Here is an 18,809-nt window from a genome sequence, read left to right as displayed (position 1 = left end):
CCAATGTATGTACTTACCAACGTGGTAAGCGATAAATCAGGAGCGCGTTTCAGGCGCTGGACATAAATTAGTGAAGTGCGGCAGATAACAGCATAGAATTTCTATTTTTGAAATAATTCGTCATATTTGTAACAGGTTTTAACGCTTAGAGTGCGGATATTGTCTGGTTTTTGTTGAACTTCGTTTCTTTTCCCTGTTAGTCTAGAGCTCTGTGATGATTTGAATTTGTAAAATATTCTTTTTTATTGAAATAATGCCTTGCCAGAGGTAACTTCATTGGCCCTGAGTAATCACTTGGTTTGGCTGATTGACCGTCTATCAATTTTTGGAAAGTTAACCGCTTTGATTGAATGCCATGTCTTCGCTAAAAGATATTAAACTGACAAAACTCGGAGCATTTGTTCTGGATCTGAGCGATCAGGTTTTATATCGCGATGCTGACGAGGTTGCTATAGAGCCTAAGGTCATGGCGTTGTTACTGTATTTGTACGAAAATCGCGACAGATACGTAAACATCGAAGAGCTGCACCAAGAGGTTTGGTCAGACCGCATTGTGTCTGACACTGCGGTACGCAGTGCAGTCAAAAAACTCAGGCTAATTTTAGGTGATAATGATATCGCCAATGCGCGTTATGTGAAGTCGGTTTCAAAACGTGGCTACAAACTCGTTTGTGAGATAGCAGCTGTTGATAGTCTTGAGCCAGAAGACGTGCCACCCAATGACGTGCTCATCAATGACACATCACCCGGGGGCGCCAAAGAGAGTGCGAAAACGAACCCCAATCCAACCTCTGGCGCTTCTGAACTAACCCCAGGGTCTGATAAACCCGCTGGTGAGAGGTGGTTTACTACTTGGCTGGCTTTTGCCATGGTGTTGGCCACGGTCGTGGGTTGGGTAAAGTATGATGCAATTAGCACCTTTATCAAGGAAGCCCAGGTGGTGAAGGTGGCCGATTTAGATCAGGTAACGTCTTTTAATGGTGAAAAGCTGGATCTTTCTGTTTCTAGCGATGGTCGTTATGTTGCTTTCAGCGGTCGTACCTCGATACAGGAAGATCGTCAGGTCTATATTTTTGATAGACAAAATGGTACCACCAGGCAGCTAACATATAATGCAGTGAATGTTGTCTCTGTACAGTTTGCTCAGAACGACAAGGTATTGGTGTATGTGGATTTTGTAAACGGAAAGACAGCCTTACGTTTGCTTCCTCTGACTATGGCAGAGCCAGAGCAGGGTCAGATTACCCTGCTTGAAGATGTTGAGTCTATTGGTTCCCTTTCAGAAGGGCGGTACCCTACTGAAATATTGTTTCCCATGATCCAGGCTGGGGCAGAAGATAGTATGCTTTACGCGCTGGATCTACAGTCTCGCCAATACTCTCGATTATTCACCCTCAGTGAGCCTAATGAAGCTTTGTATGATGTCAGTATTTCTCCAGATTTGAGACATTTAGCTTTGTTAAAAGCAGGCCAGGGACATCATCATGTGGTACTGCTAAACCTGGAAAATAAAGAGCAAACGCTAATATATAGCAGGAAGGCACCGATTCGTAAGGTGGAATGGAAAAATCTGCAAACCCTATTGTTACTGGGCAGAACGGGCCTTATCCAGCTCGACCTGGAGACAGGGGAAGAAATCAAACTGATTGAGGACAAAGAGACATTGTTGCGTGCTATGGATTCGCACAATGGGACCGATATTTTCCTGACTCAACAAGCGTTGACTCGGGCCAATCGTTTGTATCTGGAGCAATCGCTTGGGGCACAGAGCCAGGTTTTGAATGTCATTGATACAGAACCTCAGATTGTAAACATGTACTATGATGACAGCTCTGAAGCGCACAAATGGGTTTTAATCCTGCAAAATGAGACCTTTACAATAGGTCGGATGTCACTTGATACACGTAAGGTAGACCCTTATTTGGTCAGTAACGAAGTGCTGGAGCTGTTAAACATTTCTCATGCTGCCAAAGGCATACTGCTGAAACAAGGGGGCAAGTTAGCGCTCTTATCTATGGAAAGCAGGGAAGTTGAGTACATCACTTCCTCATCAGAAATAACCAGTGATGCCGTATTTAGTATGGATAACCAGCATATCTACTATGGCGTGAACGTCGCTGGGGCATGGGAAATACAGAGTTACAGTATCGAGACTAAAATGAGCGCTTTACTGCTGCCTAAGTACCGCTCTATCCGCCCGGTTGGCGATGGATATATAGCAGCTAAAGCAACCGCAGGTGATGGCCCACTGTATTACTTCAGTGATTTGGACAGTGAAGCAATCGCCCTTAATCATAAAATTGACTTCAGATATATTTGCCGCTGGTATGTCAGGGGGGATCTTGTTATCTGGAGTACATTTGATTCCCGCAAGACTTACCTTCATACACTTAACTGGCGTACCGGTGAATACAGCCATGATGCACATCGCCTTTACGCATTTTATCCTACCATATCCGCAGATGCCGCTGGCAGCAAAGCCTTGGCCTTATCTGTACAAATAAATGATACCGCTGTTGTCGGAATGACAATAAATCACTAACATAGATCCCTGAAAGAGGTCCCCTTTCTAATAACTATTATTGACCTCTGATTGTACTTTACCCAATCAAATAAAAGGATCATCATTTTGACTCAAGCAATTAAAAGTATTGCCTATGCGTTGACTGTGGTATGCACATCAATGACATCGACAACCTCCTTAGCTTCCAATGACGATAATGTAGGCCCAGTCAAAGAGTGTCGCGTAGGGCCTTTCTGCGAATGGCCTGTACAAGTGGCTAATCCGAAGGAATAGCATTGCTATTAATACTGAATAGAAAAAGAAAATAAGCCTTTGATATAAAGGCTTATTTTTTTGGTTATAAAAAATAGATGTAACAGTTGTTTAGAAAATTGAGATAAGTTTTTATATTTTCATCCGAGTTAGCAACAACCGGGCAGGGATTGATGAAAGGTTGTAACTGAGTTTGCAGTCTGGCGCAGTTTGCCAACACTGTCAGGGAAGATGGTTGACATGCGACAATGTCTCTTGCAAGGAAAGGAAGAGATAAGTACCAAGCGCACAAGGAACGACAACGCAGTGCTTGGTGTTAGCTCAATAAAAGCCTCAAAATTGGTTTGTTGTCTTTTTTGGGGTTTTTGTTGCATTCTGTGCAACATTTAGGCGCAATAACAATAATAACAATAATGTCCAGAGCAACACAGGGAGAGCAACAGGAACAGTGTTGAAAGCGCTGAAGTGAGTGCCTGTCACATGCAGTATCAGCGCTCTGGGATTTTTTACAAGGATAGATCGATGAGCGTCAGGGAGTGATTGCCGGCGATGCAGTGGTCCTACTGCCACTGCGTCGCTGGTCAGATTCATCAATAGCATTAACAGGTTATGCTTGCTGTAACAGGAAAATTGTTTCCGTACTAAAATAATAATAACAATGTCATCACTATATGTAGGGTTGTCAAACGACAAGTCGTCACAGCTACTCGTCAATACGCCTCAATCGGCGTTCGTTTGTCAGCCCTGTTTTTTCTCGTATCCAGGGATCTGCTCGTGGATCACCTCGTCAATCTGAATGGGTTTCAGGAATTGCCTGGCATACTTCAGATACACTTTTGACTCAACAAAGACGTCAAACAGATCCGGGTCTATGTGGTCCCCCAATTTCATTTTTCCCATAATAAATAGGCATTCGCTGAGTTTTTTGGCATCTTTATAGGGCCGGTCTGCTGCTGTTAACGCTTCGAAAATATCTGCTATGGCCATGATCCTGGCGGGTATGGACATCTGCTCGCGTGTCAGTCCTCTTGGATAGCCTGTGCCGTCCATTTTTTCATGATGGCCGCCAGCAAATTCCGGCACGCGACGTAAATGTTTAGGAAAGGGGAGCGCTTCGAGCATTTCCAGCGTGATATCCATGTGCCGGTTGATGATCTGGCGCTCTTCAGAGGTCAATGTGCCGCGCGCTATACTGAGATTATAGACTTCATTGTCAGTCAGTAAGGGGTGCTCTTCTGTACCGATCCTGACCGACGTTTGCTCGGCGATGCGCTTAACGCGCTGCTGATCTTCTTCACGCATAAACTCACCTCCTATGTTGGCGTGGCGCAAAAATTGTCGATCTTGCTCTAACTGGGTAAGTTTTTCTTCTAATTCAGCGCTTAGCTGGTTAACCTGTGCCTGCTCATCATCTCGCTCAAAACTGAGTATGCGCTTGGTATAGTCGAGTTCGAGATCCCGCTTTGCCAGCTCAATTCTGGTATCAATCAGAGCGATTCTGTCGTTCACCGACTCCAGTTTGGTGGCTTTATCCATCACATACTCGGGGATGGCAATCTTGCCACAATCGTGTAGCCAGCCTGCTAACGACAACTCAGCCCTGTCGGCTTCGGTCATTGAGAAGTCGGCCATGGGGCCTGATTGCGCCTCGTGCACTGCTTCAGCAATCATCATAGTGAGCTCTGGCACCCGGCGACAGTGGCCACCGGTATAAGGTGATTTTTCGTCAATGGCTTTTGCTATCAAGCGGGTAAAGGCTTGAAACAGCGTTTCCATACCATCAATCAACTGGCGGTTAGTCAGTGCCACAGCGGCCAGTGCACCAATAGAGCAAATCATCTCCGTTTGCTGCTGTGAAAAAGGAACTATTAGCCCTTTACTGTGTGGGTTAATGAGCTGTAATACGCCATTGAGCTCTTGCTCATGGTTAAGTAATGGAATAGTCAATACAGACTGAGTGTGATACCCGGTTTTGGCATCCATTGCCCGCGCTGCCGAGAGGTCGTATTCCTCACATTGATAGACATCGTCTATTTTAATCACCTCGCGTTTTGCCGCAGCCAGTGCGACCAGCGCGCTTTCGTTACACTGGCCATTTTCCAGATAGATGGGGATAGGAGGAAACGGGATCGGCTGCTTCGACGTACCGCCCATATGCATATCCAGAGGACCGTTTATCAGCGTGGCAAACTGCAATTGCATGTCGTCAGATACGGAATAAATTGTACCGCCGTCGGTGGCGCTGAGCTCCATAGCAGAGAGCAGGATGTTTTCCAGCAACCTGTCGGTATCGTGCTCAGATGCCAGCTCAATGGCCAGTTTGAGCAGGTGTTGTAGTGCAACTTGCGAACCTGCCTGCTCAAACTTACTTGCGATGTTTCGAATATGCTGTTCCATAACTCACCTGCTATTTCGATGTATGGGTGTAGCTGCCATCCCACTGCGCACCGGGCGGATTTGCCTGTAATACCAGGATCCGCTCGCTCATTAGCGTATAAATTTTTCGCTCTGGTGCGCGTTCTTTAAGTTTAGTAAAAGCTGACAGTGCCTGCTGCCATTGTTGCGATAAATAAAGTGACCAGGCCTGCTTATGGGCCTCCAGTTCATCGCTTATTTCAGGGGTGATCGCATCTTGGTTACAAATCGGCTCATACACGGTCACTGCCTGGTTTTTACCTTTGACTTTAACCTTATCAATGGGGCGACATATCAGGCCCGGACATTGGGCATGGGTGGTTTCATTGATCAGGATCCCGACGCCATAGAACTTGGTCAGGCCCTCAAGGCGGGAGCCCAGATTAACCGCATCGCCCAGAACGGTATAGGCACGACGATACTCAGAGCCCATATCGCCCACGTTCATATCTCCGGTATTGAGACCAATGCCAATTTTAAAAGGAGGCAAGGACTGCTCGCGCATCGGGGCCTGTAGCGCTTCCACCTGTTCTTGCATAGCCATGGCACAGCGTACTGCCAGCTCCGGATGTTGTTCAACAGGCAGTGGTGCATTCCAAAAGGCCATCACCATATCACCGACATATTTGTCTATGGTGCCCTGGTGCTCGAAGATGATCCGCGTTATGGGCGAAAAGTACTGGTTAAGATAAGACTTGAGCCGCCCGGCATCGAGGGATTCTGAGATGGTGGTAAAGGAGCGAATATCGGCAAACAGCACAGTAATATCACGCTTTTCACCCTCCATTGAAACGCTGTCCGGGTTATCCAGCATGGCCTGAATATGGGCCGGTGGCACATATTGGTCAAAGATTGATTTGATCTGGAGCCGCTCTTTGTGTTCCCTAACAAAACCCAGGCTGCCGAGGATCATCGCCTGACTGACTAACATGGCCAGAATGGCAACTTGAGGTAAATCCAGCCTGAGGGCAACCCATAAGTAGATACTCAGTAAAATAAATAAGGCGCTCAGGCAGAGTGTAAAGACCGCTATCCCGAGCACCTCGAGTCTGGGCAAAACCAGAACGCACAGAAAGCCCAGTAACAACAACAGCATAATGACGGCGCCATCCATCCAGTTTGGTCTGCTTGGTAACAGCTCCGGAAACACCAGGCCTTCAAGGACATTCGCATGCACTTCCACACCGGGGTATTGCACGCCCACAGGGGTTGTTCGCAGGTCGGCGTGGCCAACGGCAGACGTGCCGACAAACACAATCGCCTGATCAAACAAATCTCTATCAATTTCACCATTCAATACGTCTGCGGCAGAGACATAGGGAAAGCTAAAAGCCGGGCCACGATAGGGCACACTTACCCGGCCATAGTCATCCGTCGGTATCAGTGCAGTACCCAGCCTGATCCCGGCCACACTATGCCCTGTACCAAAGGGCTTAGTGACCACTTCAACCTGCTCGGCCATGGTATAAAGCCGCGCGGCTTCCAGTGCCAGTGCCGGATAGAGCTGCCCCTGATGTCTGGCCAGCAGCATAGAATTGCGAATAAACCCATCGCTGTCGGGCGCGCTGTTAATAAAGCCACTCCCCGGGCTATTTTGCTGTAATTCTGTGACATTGGCGACATGTCCGGCAAAGGACGGAACGGGCAAGGCGGTGGCAGAAATGGTGCTGAAAAATATGGTTTCAGGCAATGTGCCTACCTGGATCTCAGGTTGATGCTCAAACAGCAGGCCAAGTACGGTATCTGTATCCTGAAGACGGCTGGCAAATGCCTCGTCGGCGTCAATACTCGGTGCCAGAGCGTTTAATGCGTGTGTAACGTCTGGCGTAGCCGTATTGCTGAGGTGCCCCAGCACTTGTTGTGCAGGGTTCAATTCCGGTTCGGAAAACAAGATATCGTAGGCAATCACAGCGACACCAGCATCGGCCAGCTGAGATTGCATGCGTGCCATCACATGACGGCTCCAGGGAAAACGGCCAATTTGTTTCAGACTGGGCTCGTCAATATCGACAATCACGATCGGTAAAAAAGAGCGAGACTGCATAGAGAGTGTTGATTTAAGGCGCAGATCATAACCCAGGCCTTCAAGACGTTTCAGTGCATCGCCATAGGGCGAGGCGGGAGACAGAGTCAGCAGTTGCAGCAGGATAAAAAGGGCGATAAGGCAAATGCCGCACAGCCATTGCTGATAGTATTTACGCCACAATCGCGGGAGACTCATGGCAGAGTCAGTCCCTCGCGTGCCAGAATCGTGGTAAAGGGCCTGTTCTGACGCTTAATATCCGCCGCTATCTGATCCAAGGCTGTGTCACTGCGGTCCGGGTCGTGGCTGATTAAAACAAGGTGCTTCACCGCGCCTTGCTCGGCCAGCAGCAGGGCATCTTTGATGAGGGAATGTCCCCAGCCATGTTTGAGTGGGTAGTCATCCGGTACAAACTGACCATCGTGGATCAAATAATCTGCGCCTTTGACAAAGTCCACCCATTGCTGAAATGAGGTGACAGGCAGGCCAGGTGGATTGAGCTCATTGTCGGTAGCATAGACTATGTCAATGCCGTCAGCGGCTATCCGGTAGGCGCTGCCACCGCCTGGGTGGTTCATTGCGCAGCGTTGAATATCAAAGCACTCGTAGTGCCAGTGGTCCTGAGCCTGCGGCACAACCTGAATGTCAGCCGCTAAAGTGGTGTGCGGCACGGGAAAGTAGCTCCCCAGCATTTGTTTTAAGATGGCGTCCGGGGCGTGCTCTTCGGTGACACCGGGCACTATAGTGATCTGACGCTTGGCAATGTATGCAGGAATAAAAAAGGGAAAGCCCTGAATATGATCCCAGTGATTGTGGCTCAATAAAATATAGAAAGGCTGGCGGACATGCATCAACTCCTGGCCCAGTATTCTCAGCCCGGTACCTGCATCCAGAATGATGCGCTTACCGGCGTCGCTTTCAAGGGTGACACACACTGTGTTACCCCCATAGTGCACGGTTGTTGGGCCAGGTGTGGGGGTTGACCCCCGCACACCATAAAACTTTATTTTCATACCTAACCCTTTGGTGACGTTTAACTTACTTTGTCACTGTTGAACTACCTGGCCGGCTTGTAAACTCACCCTGGCGGGAGACGACTGCTGTATTACAAAGACAAACTCTGTACTGCTGCTTTGTTGTAGTACCGTTTTCAGCTCGCCACTAACTGTGCTACTGAACAACTGGGCGCCATCCTCATCAAAGCTGGTATCCCAGCTACCTGGTGATTCGCTCAGAAGTAACTGTCCAACATATAAAGCGTTAGAGTTGCTGGATTGGGCAAACAATAATAATTTGCCGTTGCTATCTATCCAGGCCTGATGCAGTCGCACTGTTTCACCTGACAGTTGCTCAAACTTAAGCACACCACCATCGGCAAAGCTGGTATCGAGTGCCCCCGAGCTGGTCACCCGCACTACAAAGTTACTGTTCCCCGCGTAGCCAAAGACAATAAAGCCCTGGCTGGCATCGACCACCGATCCTTTCAGGGTGATGTCATCTCCCGCGCTCAGGCCAATATCCAGCAAGGCCAGGCCGTCTGTCCCAAAGCTGGTATCTGGTGTGCCTGTCACGCTGGCCTTGGCAAGCAGCAACTGCGGCGGTGTGGGTCCCGGCTGGCTCTGACCAACGCCAACCAGGGCGCTCCCTACAGTATGGATCATAGATACTTTGTGTGCATTGGCGCTGCAACTGTGCGTAACAGGGACACTGTACTCAAAGAAATTCGATAAGGCTCCTGAACTGGAAATGACGAAGGCCATACTGTGGGTGTAGCAGGCTGGATCCGTCTGTAACTGCCCCAGAGCCAGAATATCGCCACTGGGTAGTGGAATGAGTTGTGTAAGGTCCAGGGATGAGGCATTCGATTTATATTCACTGGTCGTCAGGAAGAGCACTCCGTTACTGGCGAAACCTGAGTCTAGTGCACCAAGGTTAGTGAACTTGCTCAGGGACGCCTTATGCTGTTCAGGACCGTCATAGCTAGATAAAGTGCCTGAGGCGCTAAGCAAGATAGCACCAGAGCTCTCTTCGCTGATGGCCCCTAGCGTTGCACTGGATATATAGTTATCTTCCATGAAAGGCTCAGCTGCAACCTCGGTCGGCACTGTAGAGAGCATGCCAAGATTGGCAAAGCTGCTGGTTCTTTGGCCTGTGGTATCCAGTTTCATGACGTAGGGGATGGCTTGTGGTGTGCTTTGGTAGTTATCCGCCTGACCGGCGAGCAGAAGGTGCCCCAGTGATGCACTAAAGCTGGACGTTTTCCCGGCAACGAAGGTTTCATCACGACGACCGACGCTAACAGAGCGTTGGCCAAATGTACCAAAGTTCTGGTTAAACTCAGCGGTTGTGGCCACTTCGCCGAGCCAGTGATCTGACAGGTAGTTATTACCCAACCGGCTAAATTTCTGGCCACAGAGCAACAGACCGCCTTGTGTTTCCAGCATGCCGAGTGCCTTGAGCCCGGTGCTGTGATAAATACTGAAGCCGTTGTTGCCTGGCAGCCAATTTGTATCAACATCACCATTGAGGCCCACTTTAATCACTTGTACTGCTTGGTTAGTGCCAAAGAAACTGCGTTGGATGGCAAGATAGTAAGTATCGCTGTCAGCCGTTATTCCTATACCTGTGGCGTCGTAGCTGGATATATCATTAGCCGAGTCGGTTGGCAGTTCATTCAGCTGGTAAACACGTTTACCGTTACCGGCAAAAGAACTATCAAGTACGCCGTCCATACTGAGTTGCAGTATATAGGCAGACACTTCACCTAAGCTCCCCAGTTCTGTAGCACCGGTCACCAGGAGCGTGTTTGCGTCTTTTATCAGTACCTGCTGGGTTGTGTCTTTGTATTTCACACCGGTAAAATCAGTTACATCTATCTGTAATAAGCCATTATTTTGAAAGGTCGTGTCTGGTTCTAGCGAGCTTTGGGTAAAGCGCATTAGCATGACGTCCTCGGCAGTTGTATCTGAGGTGATCTCACCAAACACCAGATAGTCCCCGGAAGGTAAGGTAACCATGCCACGTGCATATTTGGTGGGTGTTTCTGCCAGACTTTGGGTTGCAGAGACTTCGCCTTGTGCCGTGATCCTGGATAGCGTGACTGTGCCTGAGGTGGCAGTGCTGGTGGCGCTGATATTACTCAGGACAGTGACTGTTTCATTGTCTTCCAGCGCAATGGCAACCGGGGTCACAAAGACATTGCTGCCCAGCGGTAACGTCATATAACCATTACCATTGGCATAACTGGTATCCAAAGTACCGTTACCCAGTAAACGGAACAGCAATAACTGCTGCGAACTGACCGTTTCATTTGGTTCTGCGAAGCTGACATACCCGGCGACATAAATACGCCCTTGATCGTCGATGGTTGCAACTTTTGCCCAAACATCATGAGGTATGCCGTCAATGACGATACCGAAGTCACTGTCAAAGTTACCCGATACGGCAAAGCCATTATCCGGCTGGCCATTACTGAGCTGTCTGCTGACGTACGCACGATGGATATTGCGTTTGGCTGTATCATTATAATGACCCACGGCTCCGACACTGACTAACTTGCCATCGCTTTGTAAAATTGTCTGCCCCGGGCTATGGAACTCAAGGCTGGCGTTTAGCGCTAATGTTAAGCTGCCATCATTGCCAAATTCACTGCGCTTAGTCGCAATGTAACGCGGTGCGGACTGGGTAACAAAAATACTGATCTCGCTTTCGGCGCAGAGCTGGGGTGTGCCCAAGTCACAGACGGTGACCGTCAGCACATAGGTTTGTGCGCCATTGCTGGCAAGTTGCTCTGCATCGGCAACGGTGACTTTACCTGCGCTATCAACTGAGAACAGCGCCGCATTGGTACCAGAGAGTTGATAGCTGAGGGTATCGCCATCCGGATCTGAGGCACTGATCTGCAAAACCTGCGCACCGTTGCTGATATTGGTTTCTATCTCTGCCGAGCCGGGCTCCACAGAAGGCGCGTAGTTTTTGTTATTGACGGTAACAGTCACGGTGGCAACATTGGATGTTTCGGCCAGATCGTTACTCACTGTGTAGCTAAAGCTGTCATCACCGACAAAGTTAAACTGAGGATTGTACTGTGCCGCGCCGCTGCTGCTATCGATTGACACGCTGCCATGGCTGGGCGCTGTCACTATTGCAATGCTGCTGATCAGCAGGTCGCGCCCCTGGGCCTGATCATTATTCAATATGGTGATATCCACGGCGACATTTTTGTCGGTTTGCGCACTATCATTCACGGCCACCGGGGTGGTATCCGGGGCCGTGATAGTGATGGTCACAGTGGCGGTGTTAGAGAACGCGCCTAGGTTGTCCTGGACACGATAGGTAAAGGTGTCTTCCCCTTCAGAAGTGCCGGAATGCATATAGGTGATTGCCCCGTTGCTACTGATCTCTGTGCTGCCCATTAGCGGACTTTGCACTATCTCAACAGTGCCAGCTTGCACTGTGCCATCGGTGTCACTGTCGTTATCTAGTACTGCGATGGTAACGGATTGGGCAATTTCGACGGAGGCGCTGTCGTTGCCGGCTACGGGGGCCATATTCAGTCGCTCAACCGTGATAGTCACCGTTGCTGCGTTAGATACACTGCCTTCATTGTCTTGTACCTGATAAGTAAAGGTATCACTGCCCGAGAAGCCATTATTTGGGGTGTAAATAAAGCCACCCAGACTCACCGTATCGAGTGCCACACTGCCATTTGCAGGTGCCGTCGCCACGCTCAGGCTGTTGTAATTCAGGCTGCCATCGCTGTCGCTGTCGTTGGCCAGCACATCTATGGTGACTGGACTTTCTTGCTGTGTTGTTGCGCTGTCATCTGCGGCGACCGGGGCGATATTGTCTCCCGTCACTTCAATAAACACATTCGCGATATTAGAAACGGCACCCAAATCGTCCTTAATTTGGTAGGTAAAACTGTCACTGCCGCGATAGTCGGCGTCACTTTGATAGATAAAATGGGTATTGTCGCTGCTCAGGCTAACGCTGCCATGACTGGGCCCTTCAACCAGGGCCAGGCTGGTCAGGTCCAGGCTGCCATCAATATCCTGGTCATTGGCTGCGACTAAAACGCTGATGGCTTGCCCCTGTGCCACGGTCACACTGTCGTCGCTGGCCAGCGGCGCGTCATTCACGGCAATAACTTCAATTATCACAAACGCTTGTACGCTGGCTGTGCCGTCGTCTATCTGATACACAAAATAGTCTTGACCGTAACTGTTCTGCTGCGGGGTATAGCGAAAGCTGCCTGTTTCGCTGAGTTCCAGCGTGCCCATGTTGGGCTGTTCAATAATTGATAAAGTGAGCGGATCTTCATCGGCGTCGCTGTCGTTTTCCAACACGCCAGGGAGCTCAACAAACAGCTGCTCATCTTCATTGGTCTGGTAGTTGTCATTCACGGCAACCGGAGGGAAGTTACTGACTTCGGTTTCGATAAGTAGTGTGATGGTGGCCGTGTTTGAGCCGCCATTGCCATCTTCTACGCGGTATTCAAAGCTGTCTGTGCCAATAAACTCCGGCTCGGGTTGGTAGCTAAAACTGCCATCCGAATTGAGTGTCAGCGTTCCATGTTGCACATCCGTCACTGGTGTGGTGTTCACCGTGAGTGCATCGCCATCGAAGTCGAAGTCATTGACCAGTAAACCTGTGCCGCTGATGGTCAGCACGCTGTTTTGTGCCAGTGCGTAGTGATTGTCAAAGGCGATGGGATCCTGATTGACGCGTTCAATCAGCAAGCTCACCTCGGCCTCGGCAGTCACCCCCTGGCTGTTCACGATACGGTAGCGAAAGCTGTCGCTACCAAAAAAGGCCTCCCGGGGGACATAGGTAAAGCGGCCGTCGGCAAACAGCGTTACGGTGCCGTTTTGCGGGACCCGCACTGGGGTAGTGACCAGTGTCAGTGGCGTCAGGCCATTGGCGTTATCGTTGCTAAGCAGGTTGCCTGTAATAGATTCAAATTGTACGCCGCTAAAGCTGTCAGCAATGGCCACCGGGGTGATTAGATTGGTGGCTGCCAGCATCCGTGATTCGCTAAAAGCGCTTTCACCGCTGCCATCTATGCCGGTGATCCGGGTGTAGTAGTGTTTTTGGGGGTCTAAGCCGCTGAAGGTATGAGTGGAGTCGGTCAGGGCAATGACCCGCTGAGCGCCCGGCAAGGTAGTGATGGTGCGTACATCATCAATGGGCGACTCTGCCAGATACGCGTTATAGCGTAAAAAGCTGGGCAATGGTTGCCAGTCGAGCGCTGCGTTGCCGTCGCTGCGTGGGGTGCTGTTAAATGCGATGCTGCGTGGTAACCAGGTGATTTGCTGGGTGGCAACGGTGCTCAGATTGCCGCCGTTGTCTTCTACCCAGACCTGTAATTGCAGACTGCCGGGTTGTTGTGAGAAGTTGGCCGGGTTTATCCCTGTTTCCGTAAACGCGAATGGATCGCTGCAATTGCCATCGCACAAAACCTGAGCCTGTTGCGCGTTTTCAAAGCCAAGTAGCACCCGGCTCACCCCATCGGGATCGGTAATGGCATCCAGAGAGACGGTCAGGTTGCCCCGGTAAGTACTTTGATTTTCCGGGAAAAGCACAGTGCCGGTACCATTAACGAATTGCGTATTGACTACCTGGCGGGCGGCAAGGTTACGGTTAGCAAATCTGGCCTGGTAGTCAAAAGGGATCAGGTTTGCCTGGCCTGATGGCGCATCTGGTTGCTGATCGCTGTGATCTTGTGTCGGTGGTGTGCCTGCATCAGGGGTTGCTGATGTGGTGGTTGCCTTGTCACCATCGCCTGAGCAACCCGTTAACAGCCCGGCGCAAAGTAGTGTCAGAATGCCCAGTTGGTGTAATTGCGAGCGCTTCATCCCCCATCCCCCTACGGTTGACTCAAAATAAACAAGCCCGAAGCGGTGACACTCGGCTCATCAATTTCATTCAAATTAAAGTTGCCACGTAACTTGTTCAGCTCATCGCTAAACTGAGTGTCGATCGTGCCTTCAGCGAGGTTTTGCCCGTGTGACGCAAAGTTCACCCCTAAGGTCATGCCGTTGGCGTCTATCAGGCCGTTAAAGGCGGCAAACCACTCGCCCTGCTGATCGTTAAAAGACAAAACGCCTTGTGGCACAGTCCCGTTGTCAAAGTCGACGTTGATCTGCATCTGAATATTGCTGACGGCACCTGCGGAAGCGCTAAACTCGGCGCGCTCCAGCTGTGAATACAATGCAGTTCCGGTACGTTCGGCCAGCAGATCTTCGAGTGGATCAATCCCCACTGTGTCGAGGTTTTCCTCAGTGATAAAGCTGTTTTCTGAGATATCACGGCCAACATCCGGTAAGGCGGCTTCAAAAGCAGCTTCAGAGGCGGGAGCCGTGGCAACCGGAGCTTGTGCTATGGCCAGTGTAGTTGTCTCGCCAGGGGCATCATCCAACTCGCTGGTGTCTGACGTATTAGCGGCATCGTCTTGTGCATCCGGATCGCTGCCGCCGGCGGCTGCCTGAGCGCTGGGTGTCAGGCGTGACAGTTGTTGTGGTGGCGCGAGCAGCGGAGTGACTTCGCCACTTTGGCTGACCGTGGCAAAGGAGAAATTCCCTTCCTGGCCCAGCAGTAATGGTTCGTCATTGATATCCACCTCAATGGTGCCATCCCAGACAGCCAGCAGTAAGGTATCGCCCTGCCATTCCACTTCATAGTGGGTGCCACGGATCCCGATACTGCCCACCGGGGTGCGTAGCTGGTAATTGTCTTTATTGCCTTTTATTTTACCCGTGATGGTGCGTAACCCGCCTGTTACCAGCTCCATCACCACCGAGCCATCCTCCTCGGAAGCGCCGGTATATTCATTGATAATGAGCTGGGTGTTTTCTTTCAGCGCGATCAGGGCGCCATCTTGCATACGCAGCTGCGCATTGCTTTGCTGGCCGGTATTGACCACATCAACATCAAATACCGGGCTGCGGCGTTTGAGCGTCCGCTGCGCGGCGCTGTCGCTGGCGGTCGCTACTACCTGCCCCCGTGACATCAGGGTTTTGCCCGCCGGAGCTGCGATACTGGTATGAGCGGTTAGCAAGCTGGACAGCAGCAAAGTCAACTGTGTGGCGTGTCTGAGTGGCTGCCAGCGGATGCGAGGATTAGAAATCATAATGTACTCCTAAAGACCATTCAGTGCGATCATAACTGTACAGTTGCAGTGAGCTGTCTTTGTCGTAATAAGCCAGCTTGGTTTCCAGGCCCCAGGCGGGGGTGATCTGGTATACCCAGCCCAGGTGAGCGATGTGGAGCGTTTCGTCCCGCACCTGTAAAAAGAAGGGATGTGCTGCGCGATGCTCTATATCACGGTACTGCACCCTGGCGTTAAGGCGGTGTGCATCATTGAGCCGATATACCAAAGCGGCGCTTATATGAGCGTAATCGCGCGCATAGTGCTCTGCTGTCGGCTCTTCTGCTGGCTGCCAGGTATATCCTGCGCTGACACGGACCAGCCAGTTGCGGGCCGCACGACTGATGGCGAACCCGGAGGTATAAAGACGACTGTCGAGCTCGCTGTCTCTGACGTTATTGAGGTTAAACGCACTGATATTCAGTGTGGCTGCCCAGTGTTCATCAATGGCATATCTGAGAGCGCCAAACACGCCGGCATCCTGCTGATAAGTTGCCGAATCGAGTGACATTACACCCAACTGCGCGCCTACATGAAGCTGCAGGTCATCGATATCCTGAACATAGCTGACATTGGCGCTGAGCTGGGTTCTGTCGAATTCATCACTGTCCTGATGGCGTTGATCCGACAGTTGTATATTGGCCCGCCATGCCTGGTGCTGAGTTTGTTGCCAGCGGCCATCAAAACGGTAGCTGGTGCGGGCAAAGGCATCTGAGGCTTCGCGACTGCTGTCATCGAGTAAAATTGGCAGGCCGCCAATCACAATACGGTCATCGGTGGTCCCACTGTTGACGTTACTGTCGTGACCCAACGCCAGTGATACCCGATGCTTGAGCTGTTGCGCCATACTGGCCTGATTGTCCTCAATGGCATCCAGCGCGCGCTCAACTCTTTGTCTGAATTCATCGCTGAGTGAGGTCGCGAGCAGGCTGTTGAATGTGCTGGCTGCTTGTGGGTAGTTCTTTTGCTTGTTATAGGTTAAGCCAAGCAAGTACAGGCTCGACTGGTGGTTAGGCTTGACAGCAAGCACGCGCTCAAGGGCAAAAACGGCCTCGTTATAATGGCCCGTTTCGAGCGCGGCTCTGGCGTACAAAAAGTCGAATTCAGCATCGCCTGCGGCGGTTTCGAAGTGTGACTGCGCCAGTGCGTAGGCTTGTTCAAACTGGCCCTGATCCAGTGCTGATTTGAGTTGTGTGAGCGGCGTCGCTGCGGCCAGAGCGGCACTATTGTGCAGTCCAACCAGTAAAACGACCGGAATAAACGCGCGATGAAGTAATAGCTGCATAACAGATCACCCAAGGTTCGATTATTCTCTGGTACTGCCGGTCAACTTTGTTTGTAAGCATTATTTAATACTCAGGCACAGTGCAGCGGCGACCTTAAGTTGCCATATATAAAGCCACCGACAACGCGCCACAGTATCACTGGTAAAGGCATAACCGCTTAACCTCTATCAGTTTTAAGTTAACGGACCAAGAGAGTGTGATTAAATTATAGACAGTGCTTGCAATAATTCACTCGAAGTTACGGGTACAAAACATGTTTGTGTGAATACTTGAGTTTATTGAGGCTGAGTGCTGCCTGGCTGGTCTGCTTTGATCAGGGGGTAGTGTGCGCGCAGTTTCTGGTAGGTGCCATCCGCGATGATATCGCTGAGGCCCTGATTGAACTGTGCGATAAGCTGACGGGCACGCGGGTGGCTTTTGACAATGCCAATATGCAGTGGCCAGGATGCAACCACCTGAGTGTGTAAGGTAAAGGTGTCACGCTGAAAATGATGGCTGATGGCATAGGCCGCTGCAATGCGATCGGCGAGTAAACCATCGACCCGGCCAAGGTCCAGCTGGCGCAGACACTCAGTTAAATGCAGTTGTGTGATAACACTGATATCTGGGTGTCCGCTAAGCAGGTTTTGATAGGCAAAACCACGGATCATGCATACCCGTCTGCCAGCCAGAGAGCTTAGTCCGGAAAAAGACAGAGCCTGATCAGCGCGCGAGATAAATATCAGCTCATTGTGTAAGTAGACGTCGCTGAACAGGAATTGCTCCGATCTTTCGCGGGTATACCAAAGCGCCGGGATCAGGTCTATCTCGCCGTTTAACGCTAGCCGCATTGCCCTGCTGAACGGGGCAACCTCCAGGGCAAAGGTTTCGCCGCTGCGCGCAAAGGCGGCGGCAACAATCTCATAACTGAGGCCGCTATCATCGCTGTGCACATAGGGTGGCCACACGCTATGACTTCCCAGCAGCATAGGTTTTGCAGCGAGCGGGAAGGCGTTAAGCAGGCATAAAAACAGTGCCATGAATATCAACTTGCGCACAACAACCTCCCTACTTACAGACTGGTTTTAGTGTAGCTGAAATTGCCTCAATTGATATGCACTGGCAAGTATTAGGCGTAATTGTAATCTTGTGTTTCGGATCTGCTAAACAATGTAGATTTCACTTTGCCCGTCATGGGGATGTCACAATGGGCGTTTTATATTGGTTTATGGCCAACAAACAAAGACAACACATGATGACAACAAAACAGCGTATATATTGGGTATCACTGATAGCCGGAGCGGGTCTGTGCCTGGATCAGCTTAGCAAATGGTTTGCCAGCTATTACCTCAATGGCTGGCAGATGACCAGCTACTGGTTTGATCTGGTGCGCCTGGGATATCGGGAAAACAGCGGGGTGTTTCTGAGCCTGGGCAGTGAGTTACCGCCGCCACTGCGCAGCGTCTTGTTTATTGGGGTGATAGGTTTGCTGCTTGTAGCGATATTAATGTACACGCTAAAAGGTGCTGAGCTAAACCGCAATCAAGTCACGGGCCTGTCTTTGGTGTTGTCAGGCGGAGTAAGTAATTTAATTGATCGGGTGCTGAACAATGGTGCGGTGATCGACTTTCTTAATCTAGGGCTTGGTGAGTTGCGAACGGGGGTGTTCAATATTGCCGATGTTGCGATCCTGTGCGGTGCAGTGATGGTGATCCTCTTCACCAGCCACAATCAACATGTGGCCACGCAGAAAACCTGACATCAGTCACCTGCTTCATTGGCTGACAGGTAACTCGGAAGGTTTACTGAGCAGATAGGCCATGACCAGCAACTCGGTCAGCGCCACACCAAGCAGCACATACCAGGGCGCTGTAGTCATACACAATAGTATGAACCCAAACAACATTCCAAGGCCTGCGCCCCATTTGCCTTTGACCGGTACCACCTGATGGGTGTGCCAGGCATGCAGTGTGGGACCAAATTTAGGGTGAGCCAGTAACCAGTTGGCCAGCTTAGGGTTCGAACGGGTAAAGCAGGCCAGTGCCAGGATAAAAAAAATGGTGGTTGGCATGACCGGCAGGGCCATGCCAATAAAGCCCAGTGCGACGCATAAGATCCCGGCAAGATGCAACCAGAAGCAACGGTTAAAGAGTTTTTGAGCGTGTTTTTTCATCGCTGTCC

At 50.5% G+C, this 18,809-nt stretch carries 10 protein-coding genes; 2 read left to right on the top strand and 8 right to left on the bottom strand.

What is annotated here, in order from left to right:
- The first annotated feature begins 355 nt into the window (after positions 1 to 355).
- A complete protein-coding gene (locus L1285_RS18785; RefSeq protein ID WP_235413694.1) occupies positions 356 to 2,542 on the top strand; it encodes a winged helix-turn-helix domain-containing protein in 2,187 nt (728 codons plus the stop codon).
- A 972-nt stretch (positions 2,543 to 3,514) separates the two neighbouring features.
- Here the strand turns inward: L1285_RS18785 and L1285_RS18780 are convergent.
- The 7 genes from L1285_RS18780 to L1285_RS18750 all read right to left on the bottom strand — a co-directional run bounded on the left by L1285_RS18780 (position 3,515) and on the right by L1285_RS18750 (position 17,686).
- Entirely contained in the window at positions 3,515 to 5,173 is a 1,659-nt protein-coding gene (locus L1285_RS18780) for a GAF and HD-GYP domain-containing protein (RefSeq protein WP_235413693.1), read from the bottom strand.
- Between the two features lie 10 nt (positions 5,174 to 5,183).
- Positions 5,184 to 7,412, bottom strand: coding sequence for a CHASE2 domain-containing protein (locus L1285_RS18775; protein ID WP_235413692.1), 2,229 nt, complete (start codon positions 7,410 to 7,412; stop codon positions 5,184 to 5,186).
- On the bottom strand, positions 7,409 to 8,227 hold the full coding sequence (locus tag L1285_RS18770; protein ID WP_235413691.1) for an MBL fold metallo-hydrolase: 819 nt from the start codon (positions 8,225 to 8,227) through the stop codon (positions 7,409 to 7,411). The genes L1285_RS18775 and L1285_RS18770 overlap by 4 nt, the downstream gene beginning before the upstream one ends.
- A gap of 33 nt (positions 8,228 to 8,260) precedes the next feature.
- Positions 8,261 to 14,071, bottom strand: a complete 5,811-nt coding sequence (locus tag L1285_RS18765) for an Ig-like domain-containing protein (RefSeq protein WP_235413690.1) — start codon at positions 14,069 to 14,071, stop codon at positions 8,261 to 8,263.
- 11 nt (positions 14,072 to 14,082) lie between these two features.
- Complete coding sequence (locus tag L1285_RS18760; protein ID WP_235413688.1) at positions 14,083 to 15,345, bottom strand: FecR family protein; 1,263 nt, start codon at positions 15,343 to 15,345, stop codon at positions 14,083 to 14,085.
- On the bottom strand, positions 15,335 to 16,648 hold the full coding sequence (locus tag L1285_RS18755; RefSeq protein WP_235413687.1) for a tetratricopeptide repeat protein: 1,314 nt from the start codon (positions 16,646 to 16,648) through the stop codon (positions 15,335 to 15,337). The genes L1285_RS18760 and L1285_RS18755 overlap by 11 nt, the downstream gene beginning before the upstream one ends.
- A 276-nt stretch (positions 16,649 to 16,924) precedes the next feature.
- On the bottom strand, positions 16,925 to 17,686 hold the full coding sequence (locus L1285_RS18750) for a substrate-binding periplasmic protein (protein ID WP_235413685.1): 762 nt from the start codon (positions 17,684 to 17,686) through the stop codon (positions 16,925 to 16,927).
- A 194-nt stretch (positions 17,687 to 17,880) separates the two neighbouring features.
- Here L1285_RS18750 and lspA point away from each other — a divergent pair, with 194 nt between their 5' ends.
- On the top strand, positions 17,881 to 18,387 hold the full coding sequence (lspA, locus tag L1285_RS18745; RefSeq protein WP_235413684.1) for a signal peptidase II: 507 nt from the start codon (positions 17,881 to 17,883) through the stop codon (positions 18,385 to 18,387).
- A 15-nt stretch (positions 18,388 to 18,402) separates the two neighbouring features.
- Here the strand turns inward: lspA and L1285_RS18740 are convergent, their stop codons facing one another.
- Positions 18,403 to 18,801 (bottom strand): YbaN family protein, encoded by a 399-nt coding sequence (locus tag L1285_RS18740; RefSeq protein ID WP_046004154.1) that lies wholly within the window; start codon positions 18,799 to 18,801, stop codon positions 18,403 to 18,405.
- Positions 18,802 to 18,809 lie beyond the last annotated feature (8 nt).

It is taken from the genome of Pseudoalteromonas sp. DL2-H2.2, assembly GCF_021532535.1.
GTDB classification, from domain to species: domain Bacteria; phylum Pseudomonadota; class Gammaproteobacteria; order Enterobacterales; family Alteromonadaceae; genus Pseudoalteromonas; species Pseudoalteromonas rubra_A.
Note: the sequence above shows the minus strand (reverse complement) of the source record. Positions and strands in the feature narration are given on the sequence as shown.